The sequence below is a fragment of the Marinilabilia salmonicolor JCM 21150 genome (genome assembly GCF_000259075.1).
Lineage (GTDB): Bacteria > Bacteroidota > Bacteroidia > Bacteroidales > Marinilabiliaceae > Marinilabilia > Marinilabilia salmonicolor.
The window spans coordinates 308,520-323,802 of the sequence record NZ_AJKI01000002.1; the positions used below are offsets into that span (position 1 = coordinate 308,520).

Genomic DNA, 15,283 nt, shown 5'->3' on the forward strand with positions numbered 1-15,283 from the left:
CCAGGGACTTTACAAAAATTTAACATGCCGAAGACATTCTTTTATTTGACGGCAGACTGCCTTTTTCATATAAATTTGTCGAGCACACGGAGGAAACGAAAATTGCAATGAGATAAAAACAGGGCCTCACTTCAGACCACATCATTGAATAACTTAAAACTTATGAAGTCTATTGCACCACAAAGAATTGTTGGATATATAACCATCTCATTTCTGGTTCTTGCTTTGCTTTTTTTTCTAATCAATTATTTCAGCCCCAATCTGGCAATCTCTTTGCTCATTACCATTCCGCTGTTTACCGGAATCGCCTTTTCAGCCGTAAACTACCTCATCAGCCTGTTCATCTATGCTAAGATAAAACCAATCTACAAATCGATTCACAATTTTAAACCGGGCATCAAGGAATCTCAGGAAAGTCAGGACGATATTTTTTCTCAGGTTAACCGCGAAGTGGCAGAATGGATGAAAGGTAAAACCATGGAGATACAACAGCTGCGCCAACTGGAAAAATACCGTAGAGAATTTCTGGGCAATGTGTCGCACGAATTAAAAACACCGGTTTTCAACATCCAGGGTTATATCCTGACACTGCTCGAAGGGGGCATTGATGATCCGGAAATCAATATGCTTTATCTGGAACGGACTGAAAGAAGCATCGACCGGATGATCTCCATTATTGAGGATCTGGAAGCCATCTCCAAGTTGGAATCGGGTGAATTGGAACTCAATATCACCAAATTCAATATTTACCAAATGGTGGAAGAAGCTTTTGACTTACAGGAGGTGCGTGCCGACAAAAGAAGAATAAAACTAAAATTTGGCAAGAGTGCCGATAAAAACATATTTGTTAAAGGAGACAAGCCCCGCATTTTTCAGGTAATCAGCAACCTTATTGTCAATTCTATCAATTATGGCATTGATGGGGGCCAAACAACCATCAGTTTTTACGATATGGACAATCTGGTTTTGGTGGAAGTTCGCGACAACGGAGTCGGAATATCGGAACGGGATCTCCCAAGGGTGTTTGAACGGTTTTACCGTGCCGACAAAAGTCGCTCCCGCGAGCAGGGCGGAACAGGTCTGGGACTGGCAATTGTGAAACACATCATTGAAGCACATAAACAAACCATTAATGTAAACAGCACACCCGGCAAGGGTACCTCATTTACTTTTACGCTGGAGAAGGCATGAAATTAGTAATTAGATTTTAGAAAACAGTGAATAGAAGACAGCACATACATAACAAATCAATAACCATGAACGAAACATCAGATTTCAAAATACTACTGGTGGACGATGAACCGGACATCCTGGAATTCATCGGGTACAACCTCAAAAAAGAAGGGTTTGCTGTACGCACAGCCAACAACGGACAGGATGGATTAAAAATTGCCAAAGAGGAAAATCCCCATTTAATTGTTCTGGATGTAATGATGCCGGGAATGGATGGCATAGAAACCTGCGAAGAGATACGAAAAATCCCTGCTCTACAAAATACGCTGGTGGTTTTCCTCACTGCCCGTGGCGAAGATTACTCGCAAATAGCAGGATTTGATGCAGGTGCCGATGATTACATCACCAAACCCATCAAGCCAAAAGTACTGATTTCACGCGTAAAAGCACTTTTAAAACGTTACGCACACGGCACCCCATCCGAAGAAACCAAAGAAGACAATAAAATAATTGTGGGCGACCTGATTATTGATCGTGAGAAGTACCTGGTCACATCCGGAGATAAAGAACTGTCACTCCCCAAAAAGGAGTTCGAACTCTTACTGCTGCTCGCTGCCAAACCGGACCGGGTGTTCACTCGGGATGAGATTTATGCATCAGTCTGGGGAGATAATATCATTGTGGGCGACAGAACCATCGATGTTCACATAAGAAAATTACGTGAAAAGATCGGACAGGATCATATCCGCACCATTAAAGGGGTTGGCTACAAATTTGTGAATTGATTTTTTTGTAAAGTTGGTCAAATAATAGCTTTATTTGTAACTTTATTTTTTAAATTGCACTAGTAAAGCCTTATTTGAGCCTTTTAAGCAAACTAATTTCACAATTATGAAGAAGATTTTTTTATTGGCTACAGCACTTCTGGTACTCGGAGTGGCCTGTAAGGACAAAAAAGAACCTGCCAAAAAAGAACCTGTTAAGAAGGTAGCTCCGGCTCCCAAACCCGATACTCTTGCAACAAAGGTGGAAGAGCCAAAACCGGAACCCAAACCGGAGCCCAGAGAACCCAACAAGTACTTCCTTATTGCCGGCAGTTTCTCAAGTCAGGACAATGCAGAGTCCTTCAAAAAAGAACTGACCGATCAGGGATATCAGTCTGAAGTGATTATGCGCAACTGGGGCGAAAACAGTGACTTCTACAAAGTTTCATACATGGGATTTTCTGACAAGAAAGAAGCCATTAACAAAATGCAGCAGGAACGCTCTCAGCCCGGGAAAGAAGAAGTTTGGGTACTTGTAAAAAGATAAAACACAACTACCTTCTGCTAAAGCCTCGAAACCATCCGGGTAAATCAAAGCCTGGTGTGATGTGAAGCGTTTGAATCCCCAACCTTCCGGCAGTTTCAAGATTCTCTGCAAGATCATCGGCGAATAATGTTTCTGCAGGATTTAAGTCATTCTCCCTCAGAACCTGTTGATATATTTCAGGTTGTGGTTTACGAAGTCCCATTGTGTGGGAATAATAAAGCTTTTCAAAGAGGTCTTTGGGGTGTTCCACCCCGGGAACCTCTTTTTCATATTTCTGAACATGTATCTCGTTGGTGTTACTTAACACAAATAAACGATATTCTTTTCCTAAATCCCTGAGCATCTCAACATGTTCTTCCGGAAAATCACCCAGTATTTTGTTCCAGGCATCCACAATATCCTCGTTGGTAACATCCGGCCGGAAAAAATGACCGATGCTCTTCAGAAACTGCCCGGATGAAATTTCCCCGGTTTCAAATTCAATAAAAGAGTCCAGGGTTTTGAAAGAAAACACATCCGTTTCCTTCATCTCCTCGGCCAGTAATTTACTAAAAGCTTCCTTTGCAGCCTCCCTTTTTAGCGGAATGAGCACATTTCCCAAATCGAATATGATGTTTCTTACTGACATAAATCTTAATTTTGAAATCTCAAAATTAAGATTTATGTCTCTCTCCACCCTATAATGTCCCAAACATTTTCAAAAAGGAACTTCACACGATTTATTTGTGGTTTTAATGTTTGAATATTCGTTCCGGTTTTGTATTTTTGCATCCGCTCAGGCTAAAAAGCCCTGTAGCCGGGCCCATAGCTCAGCTGGTTAGAGCACCTGACTCATAATCAGGGAGTCGTAGGTTCAAGCCCTACTGGGCCCACACTGATAAACAGCCACTTACAGAGGATTTTCTGTGAGTGGCTTTTTTTGTTTGCTACACACTAAAGCTACGGTTCATAAATCTGATTATCTTTGTTGAAAAGGATTGCTATTTGGCCTTCTCCTTATGTATAAGGCAGGTTAAACACCATCTAATTAAAGCCCTATGTTTATTGCATCCATTTTCCGGCCTTCTGCACCACGTAAGCCCCCAAAATATTCCGACAAAAGAAGATGGTTCGAAATACTGGCAGTTTTCATTACCGGTGCATTGAAGTACCTTTTTATGGACTGGCTGGAATTACGTGCATTTTATATCATCAGTGCCTGCCTAATTTGGATGGTATACATTCTCAGGAGGTTTCAGGCAGAAAAACAAATCCTAACAGACTGGGGCTTTCAAAAGGACGGCTTCACAACAACTCTGCTTTTCTCTGCACCGGTAGGATTATTGATTATTCCCGGCCTTTTTTTTACCGATATTTCTAAAAATATGAGCTGGAACATTATTCCCGTCATGGCGCTTTATCCGTTTTGGGGGCTCATTCAGCAATTTGTGATGATATCAATCATCGCCGGAAACTTAGGATCTCTTACAAGTCTGAAACTGAAAAAACCTCAGGTTACAATTATTGTTTCTTTCCTTTTTGCAATGGCACATTATCCATCATGGCCACTTATGGTCTTTACTTTTGTGATGGAAATTGTATTCATCATGGCATGGTTTAAATGGAGGAACCTATGGGCACTCGGGCTATTACACGGATGGCTGGGAGCTCTGTTTCTTTACCTCGTGCTTGAACGCAATCTGTGGAATGAACTATGGTCAGTGTTCTAAATATGAAAAAACCTTTTCAGGTCTGTTACCTTTTTTAACCGATAATGGACATAAAGCATTAACAACGCTGTGACTACTGATGATGCCATTACAATGAGACTCCACCTGAATACCAATGAATCGAACCGGTATAAATTGATAATTCCCTCGGTACAGATACAGAGTATTCCTGCAGTAACTAAAGAATAAGCAACCACATTAAGTCCTTTTTGGCTGGCTCTCCTAATCAGCCTGAAAAGAAGAAGAACGGTAACATAAGCCGCTAACAGTAACGGAATACCCAGCTGCATTCCCCATCCGGAGTTACCCGAATATATATCAAGCAAAACAAGCAATACTGATGATGAAATAAAACTTAACCCACCCCAAAGCACTTCTCTGTGGACCCAAAAAGTGCCCATTGTTATATTCAACAGCAAAACAAGACCAACCGTCATCGGATAACGAGACCATGAAAGGGTTCCACTAAACACAAAGTCAATCACAAGCGTAATAAAAATACCGGATATTAATACCATGCCGGATATCTTCAAAAAGAGTTTCCTTTTCTGAAAGCCTGACAGTTTCCGGTACTCAGTCAGAATTTTATCTTCCCGTTCCTTTCGACGTGTTTCTATAAAAGCCAGGTTGGTTTCATTACGCTCCAACAACGGCTCCCCACATAAGGAACAGAAATTGGCACTTTCATCAAGGGTTACCCCGCAATTTGGACAATTCTTCATCAATATTCTTTTAAATCTGACTTCGCAGAGATTTTGTTTTCATTCAGAAATTCAACAAAACGTTCTTCAAATTTCTTTGATCGCGCAACACTCCCAAAGCAAAGCGTAAGACGATTGTTAAATCCGACCACCGCACAACTCACTTTCAACATTTTGTTGGGTGGCGGGGCGGTTAGCACAAAATGGTTAATTTTTTCGGAAACATTCCGGGGAAGATCCACTTTCCCCAGATTGGTCACCACACCACTGTATTGACTGGTCCCCAAGGAATTAAACTTAACCTTAAGAATTAAACTCTTGATGAAAAGAGGAATGCTGCGAACATATATTTTCTTCTCACTTCCCACGTTGCGGGCAATATTTTTATTAATCAACTTGGCTTCTGTCTCCAACTCCATCTGATGATATACCGAACGCAAAATTTCCTCAAACGAATAATGGCCAAGCCGCAAATCTATTTCAGGCATTACAAATAATGAAAAATTTCGCATGGTCTGAGAAGAAAAAATGTTTCTCAGGTTCACCGGAACCTGAACACGAAGAATCTTTGACATCTTCATTTTGGTAAGAGGGTTCAGGTTTTCAAAAACATCCTGAAGAATGTAAAGGTAAACTGAAGCCAAATAAACAGTTATGCTAACGTTATACTCTTTGGTCACCCGCTTTATATCCTCCATGGAGACATCAACAATAGTCCTGTGAAAACGTGGAGAAGAATTTATTGAGAATGGCAGATGGAATGCTTTGGACCTTCGCACCATTGGAGGGACATCCTCTCTAAAGTACCTTTTGTAGGCATCTTCGAATTCCTCTTCCGACCATTTCTCGTTCGGTTTCTTATAAGAAAAACCTTCCGGAACAGCCACACCACACTCCTCAAAATAACCAATCAATACCGTTCGCAGAAAATCAAAGGCTCCACCACCATCTGTAAGAATATGTGACACTTCCAGACTGATGCTGTTTTCACGCACCAAAAAACGAAGTAGTAATCCGCCCTTTTCGAACTTTCTGCAACACTCTCCCTCATCCAATTCTATGGGGATATGATGAGGTAAATGCTCCAGATAGTACCAGAAAAAACCCTTCCGAAGCTGCATCAGATAATAAGGGAACCTACCTTCCGCCTTCAACACAGCCTTTCGGAAAGCATCAATCTTTACCGGTTCGGTCAGTTTTGCTGAAACACGAATTACAGAAGTCACCTCCCGGGTTATGATGGCAGGAAAAATTTTGGCCGCATTATCGAGCGTATGCCAGAAACGATCACCTGTCTTAAAACCACTAAGATTCTTATCATCCATAAATCACGATTTTATGGATTGCTTCAAAATATAGCGTCATATTTTTCAAATTTAGAACTTATTACGGGAAAATACAGCATGATTTCGAAAAGGGCTGGTCATAAAAATAGGTTCTCATAAAACAGAATCTGTTCATTCAAAAAAAAGGTTCCCCAATTACGAAACTTGCGACATGATCATTACCAAGTATTTACTCTGACAGATTATGCTAAACATAAGACCTCATCACCCCATGTCTTCAAATAAAAAAGATGTACTCCGGAGTTGACCGATAAGTTTTGAGATTGTATTGATTTTCGGGCATTTTTAAAAAGTGAGTCACGACAATAACAGCCTCATACATACTGCATGACCGCTTCATTAAGAATTCATTAAAAAAATGTCTTTACTCTGTAAAAGAAACAAATCTGTTCAGAAGCAGATTCTGATAAGATGCATGAAGTTCCTGAATTTTTAAATAAACCATGTAAAATTGACGGATATCATTCACGGATTTTCCTCCTTCGCCATTAAGCAAAATTGGAATATATCATGAGAATTAATAGTTTTACTAAAACTTCCTGCCCCTTACAAAACCTGGTAAAAATTTGTTTGTTATAAAGACGAATGAAAGGAGCATGGCAATAATTGTCTCAAAAGAATATGATTAAAAATATTATCCGAGAACGAAGCGATTTCATTCGTTCTCAAATTTTTAATTAGTTTTTTGTCAGTTAATCACAAAATTTCAAACAAATGAAAAAGCTAAAAATAGGCATTCTCGGAACTTCTAATCACTTTCTCAAACGAATTGTACTGCCCTTGCAAGACACACGTTTTTGTGAAGCATATGCCATCGGTTCACGCGACATCAAGAAGGCAGAATCCATGGCTCAGGAATTTAACATCCCATTGTGGTACGGGTCTTATCAGGCTGTATTGGATGACCCGGATGTGGATATGGTCTATATCCCCCTGCCTAACCATATGCACAAGGAGTGGGTAGAGAAAAGCATTGATGCCGGAAAACCCGTATTATGCGAAAAGCCACTGGGTATGACTGCAACTGAAGCTGAGGAGATGATTGAGAAAGCACAGGAAGCAGGGATTCCCCTTATGGAAGGCTTTATGTATATGTTTCACCCCATATGGAAGCATGCCCGTGACATTATCCGAACCGGACAAATAGGGAATGTTCAATACATTCACACAGCCTTTTCGTACAACAATTCGTCTCCAACAAACATTCGGAATATTCCGGAATATGGTGGAGGCGCTCTTATGGATATAGGGTGTTATGCCATTTCCGTTCCACGATTTATTCTCGGTAGCGAACCGGCCCAGGTAATGGCTCTTCAAACCACTCACCCTGATTTCGGCACCGATATGCACTCGTCTGCCATCATGGATTTTGGAGGTCCCCGGGCCACTTATTCCGTTTCCACAGCCGCCCAGGCATTTCAGAAAGTTGACATTGTAACAAGCGGGGGAAGTATCACCTTCCATATCCCCTTCAATACTTACGTGGATGTACCGGCCAAAATGACCGTCACCGACGGCATGGGCACCCGCGACATTGAGTTTGCCCCGGCCAACCCTTATGGCCTGATGTTCGATGCGTTCGCAGATGCAGTTCTCAACAAAAAACCTCTGCCGGTGTCACACCTTGATGCCATCAACAACATGAAGGTAATTGATGCGGTACGAAAATCCGGGGAAACGAATGAATGGGTGAAAATTTAAAAAATGAAATATTAATAGCAATGGCCTTGCAACCATTGCTTACTATCTCGCCCCTATGGGGCTGTTGCGTAAAGCCCCATAGGGGCGAAATAATTAAACCCCGCCGGTAGGGCTGGGAAAGCTGGGAAAATCAGACCAAAAGGCCTGAGTAAAGAATGCTTTAAAAAAACGAATCATGAAAACACTTTTCCTATCGATGGTTATGGCACTGTTTCTTCTAACATCCTGCACTAACCACCAAGCCTCCATGGAGGTTATCTCCTTCAACATCCGTCTCGATCATGCAGGCGACGGTATTAATCAGTGGAAGCACCGCATACCTCTGGTTCAAAGCTACCTGGAAGAAAAGAAACCGGCAATTATCGGGATGCAGGAGGTGCTGCCCAACCAATTGGATGATCTGAAAAACATCATGGAAGGGTACAATTATGTGGCTGCTGGCAGAGAAGACGGTATAAACAAAGGAGAAGCATGTCCCGTTTTTTTCGATAAAGAACTTCTCACTCTCAAGGACTCTGGTCATTTCTGGCTCTCCGAGACACCTGAAGATCCCGGAAGCATGAGCTGGGGAACTCATTACCCAAGAATTGTTTCCTGGACAAAACTGAAAATTAAAGAAAACGGTAAAACCCTCTTTTTCTTCAACACCCATTTTAGTCACATCAGCGATGAAGCCCGCACTAAGAGCGCAAAAATGCTGCTTAGAGAGATAAAACGCATTGCCGGGGTAGAACCGGTGATCCTTACCGGCGATTTTAACACTCCTGCAGAAAGTGGCCCTTACAACACCATCATCAATTCAGCCGATGAAAATTTTCGTCTTTTAAATGCTGAAGATATTGCAGAAACAAAAAGCAATGGCAACATCACCTATAATGCTTTTGACTCCGAATATGAAGGAACCCGCATCGACTTCATTTTTGTGAATGAGGCATTCACAGTTAAGGAACACTCTGTCGATGAGATCAGACAGGATAGCCTGTTTATCTCAGATCATTATCCGGTACGGGGAAATTTATTTTTAAGGTAGATATGCATTAGAGACACAGACACACATTCAGAGACACGGACACACATTCACACAAAAGCCTTACGACCTTTGTTAGTTATTAAGCCCCTTTGGGGCTTTAGTATTAACCCTGCCCCTTGCGGGGCATAATAACCCCAAAATCATGCCACAATCATTAGTTAAGAACTATGTGCACATTGTTTTTAGCACTAAAAACCGAGCCGGCCTCATCGACAAGTCCATTGCCGCAGAGCTATATGCTTATCTGGCAGGAACCTGTAGAAACCTTGAGTCTTGGCCCGTTGAAATTGGAGGACATGCCAACCATGTTCATGTTTTATGTCTTCTTTCCCGGAAAATTGCTCTGATGAAATTAGTGGAGGAGCTAAAGTCTCATTCCTCGGGTTGGATAAAAACCAAGGGATTAAATTACCGAAATTTTTACTGGCAAAACGGCTATGGCGGATTTTCGGTAAATCCAAAAAGAATCGAAGTGGTTCAAAGGTATATTTTAAACCAAGAGAAACATCATAGAAGACGGACTTTCAAGGACGAATACCGAGGCTTTATGAAAGAGTATAATATGGAATACGACGAACGCTACGTCTGGGATTAATTTAATGATGTGATGCATATCTAATGCATCTTAACCTCACGCGCGCACCTCACGCACCACGAAAACAATGGCTTACAACCATTGCTAAATATGACGCCCCTTTGGGACTTTACCTAATAGCCCCAAAGGGGCGTCATATTTAACCCTGGCTGAAAGGTCTGGGGAAATCAGGCTGGAAAGCCTGGGATGATCAGGCTAAAAAGCCTGAAAAAAGGAAAGACCCCCGGACATCTCCGGCAGGCCTCTCCGACTACAACAAACGGATGTAAATGCGCTATCAGACCATTAAAACTGGTAACTCAGGCCTACACTAAAGGTCCGACCTGGGTTAAAAACATTGTAAGTCTGATTTCCAGCCTTATAAGAATGATAATAACTTTCCTGTTTCTGATTCAGAAAGTTTGAAACCTTAAAGTCAACTTTTGTGTTTTGATCTTTCCCGAATTTTTTATTGACACTAAAGTTCAGGCTATGAAAAGGGGACACATAGATATCCGGGAAGAGCCCCGCACCAACGATAGAAAGAGTTTCTCCTTTTACATTATAGAACAATCCGGCAGCCAGACCCGACTCATAATTATTATAGGTTAATCCGGCATTAATCACGTACGGCGACTGTCCGGCCATTTCGCGAGTATCATCAATGGACTCCCCGATCTTCTCATACGTTTTTCGGGCGTTAAACTCAGAATCGGTCATTTCAATCTCTGACTTTACCAATGTCACATTGCTATTAATATTGAAATACTTCAACAAAGGAGAGACAAAGTCCAGGTTTTTGCTAAACTCAAATTCAAATCCGTACAACTGCCCATCTCCCACATTTCGTGGCTGATACTCGGTACTGGTTTGTTGTTCGGGAATTCGAACCAATTCAATGGGTTTGTCAAACTGCTTATAAAAGATACTGGCCGATACATTTTGTGCCCGGTCCCCAAACAATTCCCAACGAACATCCATATTGTCGATACGGGTTTCCACCAGGTTCCCGTCCCAATCGGAATAGGGGAACAAACTCCCGTTAAAAATCCGGTTACTGATGGGATCAAGAATCTGTGCAAACGACAACTCCTTAAACGAAGGACGTGCTATGGTTCGCGAATAGGCTGCTCTCAGATTCTGCTTATCCGACAAGGCGTATATGAGGTTTACGGATGGAAAGAGGTCGAGGGATTCCAGCACTTTATCATTGTCCAGATTCCTTCCGTTTCGGGTATCTCCGCTGGCATAACTCTGATCCCGGCCGGTATGGCGCTGGACAAAGTTTTCCATACGCACTCCAAGAATGGTTTTGAAATCTTTAAAGAGTGAAAACTCATTTGAGATATAGGCCGCTGTATTATGAACATTAGATTCATAAGCATTGGGATTGGGATTGTTGTTCCCCGACTGATAGTAAATGGCATTTGGGCGGTTGGGATACAGATTTTCAGGATTCAGTACCTGCGAAGCATCAGGCTCGTCCCACGACTGCCCTCCAAAAAACTGAATATCAAAAAAGAGAATTTCATATTCCCTTTGTTTGTAATTGTGACTGGCCCCGAATTTTAATAGTGCGTCTTTACCATTAAACTGATATTCTTTCGTAAGGTCCAGTTTAGCGGTGGCATTGACTTCACTCAACTCACGCCATATACGTGTGGGATTACCTCCTGCCCCTGCATTAAACATAACATCGGCGTCTGAACGAAACGTAAATGCCGTTTTGCGAATATCCGGATCCTGAGAAGAAGAAAAAGTAGGCGACAGTCTCCAGTCAACCTCCCAGCCCGATTCCTGAAAAACATGGGTACCACTCAACAGAAAATTGGTCAGGGATCGCTGATTGTATTCAAGGTTATCCGACTCAGCATAATACCCGGATTGCCCAACGGCAGATGCATCATTGTCGATACTGAATTTACCTGCACGGCTAACACCGTTTTGAAGATGCATCGCAGTAAACCGATATTTTGCAAAATTGGTTTTGTAGGCAATACCTCCCAATACTCCTGCCAAAACACTGCGTTCACCCAACTCGCCATTCTGACGGGTGGCATAACGCATTTCATAAGTGCCAGGATCAATATATTTCTGATATTCACCATATTTTACATCGTCATCAAAGTCGTATTCCGATTTATACGAAAGAGAGAAGATATATCCCAACTTTGGAGCTTTCGGAGAATCGGAATTCAAATCTATTTGATTCCCATAAGAGAATCCCAAACTGTAATCCATCAGGCTGGTTTGTTCTTTCACACCCAGCTGAGGATTAAAACTCTTAATAAAATCTACCACCTCATCCTGTGACGCTCCGCTTATCGGAGTGGGAATATTGGATTGACGCGCGCGGTTGGGAAGAGCGCGGGACCCGTCATCAAACCCCAAAAAGTCTGTATCACCTCCATCATAGGAAAGAAAATTATCTTTGAGATGCACATCGGGATTAAAAGCAGTACCTGCAGACACACTAAATACTTTCCTATCGGGAAAATCTTTGGTTGTAACATTAAGGAGTCCTCCTGTAAAATCGGCGGGCATATCGGCAGTGAAATTTTTACTCACCATCATATTATCAATCAGATTGGAAGGAAAAATATCCATCTGAAGACTATTTCTGTCCGGATCCAATCCAGGGATATCAACCCCATTCAGAATCGTTTTGCTATAGCGGTCACCCAGACCCCGCACATATACATATTTGCCGTCCTCAATGGTCACCCCGGTAACCCGCCTGGCAGCTTCCACAGCAGTTCCGTCACCAATCAACTCCATTTTAGCAGCCGATATTCCATCCAGCATGACCGAGGATTTGGCTTTCATGGTTTGAAGGGCAGCCTCAGTATTTCTTATAGCCCTTGCCGTTACCACTACATCTTCAAGCTCTACAGTACTTTCTCCCAGTTCAAGATCATTCAACACGGTGACATTATTCGCTTTAACTTCAACCCCTTCCACCGTCAGTGGCTGAAAAGAGATAAACGACAGCCGAAGATCGTAAACGCCGGGCTCTGTCTGCAGTGCAAATTTTCCATCCAGATCGGTGGCGGTTCCGGTGTATGTACCTTCAATTACAACACTCACTCCCACCAGTGTTTCCCTGGTGGATCCATCGTAAACCGTACCTCTTATGGTTCCTTTTTGTGAAAAAGCAATCGTTGATATCAGGGATAGGATAACAATTACTAAATTTTTCATTTTATTCATCCGTTTGTTCGTCCGTTTGTTTTGCTTAATGCAGAAGAACAGGCTTGCGATAGCCATGCAAGCCCGTTCGGTAATTCATTTTCAATTTTCTTTTATTTATTTCTTGCAGCAAGGTTAAAAAGAAGTAGCACCAGCCTTGGCAGCCCAGGTCCATTCGAAAACAGAAGTGTTGATAGCTGTTGCAGGGGCCGAACCTGCTGTTATACCTGCAGGAACATCACCATTTACATGAAACGCAAGTTCCGCCTGATCCACATCCAGTACAATATTTTCAAAAGAAACAACCCCCACATCATGACTTACACGATTGATCTGTTGTCCTTCGGCAATAGCAGTGATAAAAATATTATCAAAACGAACACTTGTGTTATCGTCAGTATTGATAAGGTCCTCAGAAGAACGATCCTCGCCATTCGCAATCACAATACCGTTCTTCATGTTATACGGTCCAAAGTCTGAAGACCCTTCAGGTCCGTCCAACTCGAAGCTGTGACCAGCCACAGTAATCACCATAAAGTTATCGAGTGTTCCGGTCCATGATTGATCGGCATCCATGCCATCGTCATTACAATTCCATACAACCGCATTTTTTACATTTACAGTACCGCCAAACCATTCAATTCCATCATCCTGGTTGGCAACTACTTCAATATTTTCGATGACAGTCCCTGATCCTATACCACCTAATGTAAGGCCGTTGATCTCGTTACCCTGCCCAATATTACTTCCTCCATGGCGAATAGAGATGTACTTCAGCACTCCTGAGTTATCCTCATCATCGTTTCCACCATAAAGGCCATTTGGGTCAGAAGTAGGAATACCTTCTATCTGCACCTCTGTAAGGTCTCCGGCATCATTGGAAGCAGAAATCCGGGCATTCCCCAACACAAGCACTCCACCCCATAACCCATTGATATCAGGATCCAGGTTAGGACTGGCAAAATCACCGGCTGCAACATCAGCAGGAGAAATTTCATCAGCTACAGAAGTAAAAATAATGGGAGCATCAGCAGCTCCTTCAGCCATCAAGGTTGCGTCACGGGCTATCAACAAGGCAGTTGCATTAGCACCTGTCCCGGCTTCTCCTTTAATAATAGTACCGGGTTCGATGGTCAAGGTTGCACCGGCTTCAACTGAAATCCGTCCACCCAACTGATAAACTTTATCACTGGTCCAGATAGTGTTTTCGGTAATGTTTTCAGTCACAACAACATTTCCTGTATCAATTGTATTGTTGTTGTTGTCATTGTTGTCATCATCATCACACGAAGTGAAAGAAACAGCCATTCCAAATCCGAGGAGAAGGCTTAAAAGCATAAAACGATTTTTCATTGTCATCATGTTTTTTTGTTTGTCGTTTATTTTTGACACTACAAAAGAACATGGTTATCGTTTCGTGTATTTTAAGCCGTGTTTAAGTAACCATTAATAAAACACAGACGGACTTAATAGTAGATTAACATAGAACACAAAAAAACCGGCCCTCATCAACAAGAGCCGGTATAAGACAATTTCTAAAAACTTATTCTCAGGATGCCAAAAGATCCCGAAGCTTTTCTTCATACTCATTTCGGTCTATTTCCCCTTTGGCATATCGTTCTTTAAGAATGGTTAGTGGTGCCGGATGTTCTTCTTCCAACGCATCTTTAATTCCTTTTTTTGTGGCCCATGACAAAAAAGCCATGGCGGGTACTACTAACATCCAACCCCAACCAATGGTCCAGACACCTCTTTTTGTTTTTTTGGTTTTATCTTTTTTTACTTCTTCCATAACTTATCATTTTGAAAATGTGACAATACAATAAATATAAGGATTTTAAAGGAGAAGGTAAAGAATTTAATTTCGTGAGTTTCCAAACATGATACTCTTCTGATTGTTTACTTTTGACAGAATAAAAAAGACCCCCTATGGAAGACAAAAAATTTAATCCTGAGCACCGGAAAAAACTTAATGATCCGGAAAGACTGGAAAAACTGGAGCCCGGAAAAATCTGGACATTCATTGATTATAAAAAACCGGAAAGAATCCTTGATATCGGAGCAGGCACGGCATTTATAACTGCTGCTCTTGCAGACCTTATGCCCAAAGCACTTATCGATGCTTTTGATATAGAACCGGTAATGGTAGAGGAGATGAGAAGCAACCTCCCTGAGTACAGTCGCATCACCCCCCACCTGATGGCAGACAATGAACTCCCTGTGGCAAATGAGTACGCTGATGTGGTGTGGATGATCAACCTCTTTCATGAACTGAGAAAACCACACCTCTTACTGAAAGAGATCAAACGGGTGCTCAAACCAAACGGGAAACTTTTAATTATTGACTGGGCAAAAAGAGAAGACGCATGTGAATCGGGACCTCCGCTGGAGCACAGGGTGGATGAAGCTACCATCACCTCTTTAATGGTAGATGCCGACTTTTCAAATATTAAAGCAACCGAGGAGTTTACGGATCATCTGGGAGTGCTGGGAACTAAATTGTAGGAAAGAAAGCATCAATCTGAGGTTGAGACAGAGGACAAGGGGGA

Annotated in this window: 14 protein-coding genes and 1 tRNA gene; 9 read left to right on the forward strand and 6 right to left on the reverse strand. The window is 42.1% G+C overall.

All coding sequences use genetic code 11. The annotated features are described in order from the left end of the window. Positions 1 to 162: 162 nt before the first annotated feature. From W7W_RS0101960 to W7W_RS0101970, 3 genes are all read left to right on the forward strand, one after another. The gene (locus tag W7W_RS0101960; protein WP_010662185.1) at positions 163 to 1,191 is read left to right on the forward strand and encodes a sensor histidine kinase; all 1,029 of its coding nucleotides are present in this window, start codon (positions 163 to 165) and stop codon (positions 1,189 to 1,191) included. A 65-nt stretch (positions 1,192 to 1,256) separates the two neighbouring features. Then, positions 1,257 to 1,958 (forward strand): response regulator transcription factor, encoded by a 702-nt coding sequence (locus tag W7W_RS0101965; RefSeq protein WP_010662186.1) that lies wholly within the window; start codon positions 1,257 to 1,259, stop codon positions 1,956 to 1,958. Between the two features lie 106 nt (positions 1,959 to 2,064). Then, positions 2,065 to 2,484: an SPOR domain-containing protein gene (locus W7W_RS0101970; protein ID WP_010662187.1), complete on the forward strand. Its 420-nt coding sequence runs from the start codon at positions 2,065 to 2,067 to the stop codon at positions 2,482 to 2,484. A gap of 7 nt (positions 2,485 to 2,491) precedes the next feature. On the opposite strand, the gene W7W_RS0101975 is transcribed toward W7W_RS0101970, so the two are convergent. Then, entirely contained in the window at positions 2,492 to 3,112 is a 621-nt protein-coding gene (locus W7W_RS0101975) for an HAD family hydrolase (protein ID WP_010662188.1), read from the reverse strand. Positions 3,113 to 3,282: 170 nt separating this feature from the next. Here W7W_RS0101975 and W7W_RS0101980 point away from each other — a divergent pair. Then, positions 3,283 to 3,356, forward strand: a tRNA-Ile gene (locus W7W_RS0101980). A 165-nt stretch (positions 3,357 to 3,521) separates the two neighbouring features. After that, positions 3,522 to 4,193 (forward strand): CPBP family glutamic-type intramembrane protease, encoded by a 672-nt coding sequence (locus W7W_RS0101985; protein WP_010662189.1) that lies wholly within the window; start codon positions 3,522 to 3,524, stop codon positions 4,191 to 4,193. Here the strand turns inward: W7W_RS0101985 and W7W_RS0101990 are convergent. Both W7W_RS0101990 and W7W_RS0101995 read right to left on the reverse strand, forming a co-directional pair. Beyond that, complete coding sequence (locus W7W_RS0101990; RefSeq protein ID WP_010662190.1) at positions 4,190 to 4,915, reverse strand: DUF6320 domain-containing protein; 726 nt, start codon at positions 4,913 to 4,915, stop codon at positions 4,190 to 4,192. The two genes, W7W_RS0101985 and W7W_RS0101990, sit on opposite strands and share 4 nt — an antisense overlap. Next, positions 4,915 to 6,219 (reverse strand): hypothetical protein, encoded by a 1,305-nt coding sequence (locus W7W_RS0101995; RefSeq protein WP_010662191.1) that lies wholly within the window; start codon positions 6,217 to 6,219, stop codon positions 4,915 to 4,917. Before W7W_RS0101995 ends, W7W_RS0101990 begins: the two co-directional genes overlap by 1 nt. 735 nt (positions 6,220 to 6,954) lie before the next feature. Here W7W_RS0101995 and W7W_RS0102005 point away from each other — a divergent pair. The 3 genes from W7W_RS0102005 to tnpA all read left to right on the forward strand — a co-directional run bounded on the left by W7W_RS0102005 (position 6,955) and on the right by tnpA (position 9,566). After that, a complete protein-coding gene (locus tag W7W_RS0102005; RefSeq protein ID WP_010662192.1) occupies positions 6,955 to 7,941 on the forward strand; it encodes a Gfo/Idh/MocA family protein in 987 nt (328 codons plus the stop codon). A 175-nt stretch (positions 7,942 to 8,116) separates the two neighbouring features. Beyond that, positions 8,117 to 8,971 (forward strand): endonuclease/exonuclease/phosphatase family protein, encoded by an 855-nt coding sequence (locus W7W_RS0102015; protein ID WP_025006681.1) that lies wholly within the window; start codon positions 8,117 to 8,119, stop codon positions 8,969 to 8,971. Positions 8,972 to 9,113: 142 nt separating this feature from the next. Then, positions 9,114 to 9,566 (forward strand): IS200/IS605 family transposase, encoded by a 453-nt coding sequence (gene tnpA / locus W7W_RS0102020; protein WP_010662194.1) that lies wholly within the window; start codon positions 9,114 to 9,116, stop codon positions 9,564 to 9,566. 285 nt (positions 9,567 to 9,851) lie between these two features. Here the strand turns inward: tnpA and W7W_RS0102025 are convergent, their stop codons facing one another. The 3 genes from W7W_RS0102025 to W7W_RS0102035 form a co-directional block, all read right to left on the reverse strand. Further along, entirely contained in the window at positions 9,852 to 12,746 is a 2,895-nt protein-coding gene (locus tag W7W_RS0102025) for a TonB-dependent receptor (RefSeq protein ID WP_157202425.1), read from the reverse strand. A gap of 123 nt (positions 12,747 to 12,869) precedes the next feature. Then, positions 12,870 to 14,087, reverse strand: coding sequence for a hypothetical protein (locus W7W_RS0102030; RefSeq protein WP_010662196.1), 1,218 nt, complete (start codon positions 14,085 to 14,087; stop codon positions 12,870 to 12,872). Positions 14,088 to 14,283: 196 nt separating this feature from the next. Next, entirely contained in the window at positions 14,284 to 14,526 is a 243-nt protein-coding gene (locus W7W_RS0102035; protein WP_010662197.1) for an SHOCT domain-containing protein, read from the reverse strand. A 137-nt stretch (positions 14,527 to 14,663) separates the two neighbouring features. Here W7W_RS0102035 and W7W_RS0102040 point away from each other — a divergent pair, with 137 nt between their 5' ends. Next, entirely contained in the window at positions 14,664 to 15,239 is a 576-nt protein-coding gene (locus W7W_RS0102040) for a class I SAM-dependent methyltransferase (protein WP_010662198.1), read from the forward strand. Positions 15,240 to 15,283 lie beyond the last annotated feature (44 nt).

Coding starts and splice junctions, on each gene's coding strand:
- tnpA (WP_010662194.1), top strand. CDS start 9,114: ATGCCACAATCATTAGTTAAGAACTATGTGCACATTGTTTTTAGCACT.
- W7W_RS0101985 (WP_010662189.1), top strand. CDS start 3,522: ATGTTTATTGCATCCATTTTCCGGCCTTCTGCACCACGTAAGCCCCCA.
- W7W_RS0102040 (WP_010662198.1), top strand. CDS start 14,664: ATGGAAGACAAAAAATTTAATCCTGAGCACCGGAAAAAACTTAATGAT.
- W7W_RS0102015 (WP_025006681.1), top strand. CDS start 8,117: ATGAAAACACTTTTCCTATCGATGGTTATGGCACTGTTTCTTCTAACA.
- W7W_RS0101995 (WP_010662191.1), bottom strand. CDS start 6,219: ATGGATGATAAGAATCTTAGTGGTTTTAAGACAGGTGATCGTTTCTGG.
- W7W_RS0101970 (WP_010662187.1), top strand. CDS start 2,065: ATGAAGAAGATTTTTTTATTGGCTACAGCACTTCTGGTACTCGGAGTG.
- W7W_RS0102035 (WP_010662197.1), bottom strand. CDS start 14,526: ATGGAAGAAGTAAAAAAAGATAAAACCAAAAAAACAAAAAGAGGTGTC.
- W7W_RS0102005 (WP_010662192.1), top strand. CDS start 6,955: ATGAAAAAGCTAAAAATAGGCATTCTCGGAACTTCTAATCACTTTCTC.
- W7W_RS0102030 (WP_010662196.1), bottom strand. CDS start 14,087: ATGAAAAATCGTTTTATGCTTTTAAGCCTTCTCCTCGGATTTGGAATG.
- W7W_RS0101965 (WP_010662186.1), top strand. CDS start 1,257: ATGAACGAAACATCAGATTTCAAAATACTACTGGTGGACGATGAACCG.
- W7W_RS0102025 (WP_157202425.1), bottom strand. CDS start 12,746: ATGAAAAATTTAGTAATTGTTATCCTATCCCTGATATCAACGATTGCT.
- W7W_RS0101990 (WP_010662190.1), bottom strand. CDS start 4,915: ATGAAGAATTGTCCAAATTGCGGGGTAACCCTTGATGAAAGTGCCAAT.
- W7W_RS0101975 (WP_010662188.1), bottom strand. CDS start 3,112: ATGTCAGTAAGAAACATCATATTCGATTTGGGAAATGTGCTCATTCCG.
- W7W_RS0101960 (WP_010662185.1), top strand. CDS start 163: ATGAAGTCTATTGCACCACAAAGAATTGTTGGATATATAACCATCTCA.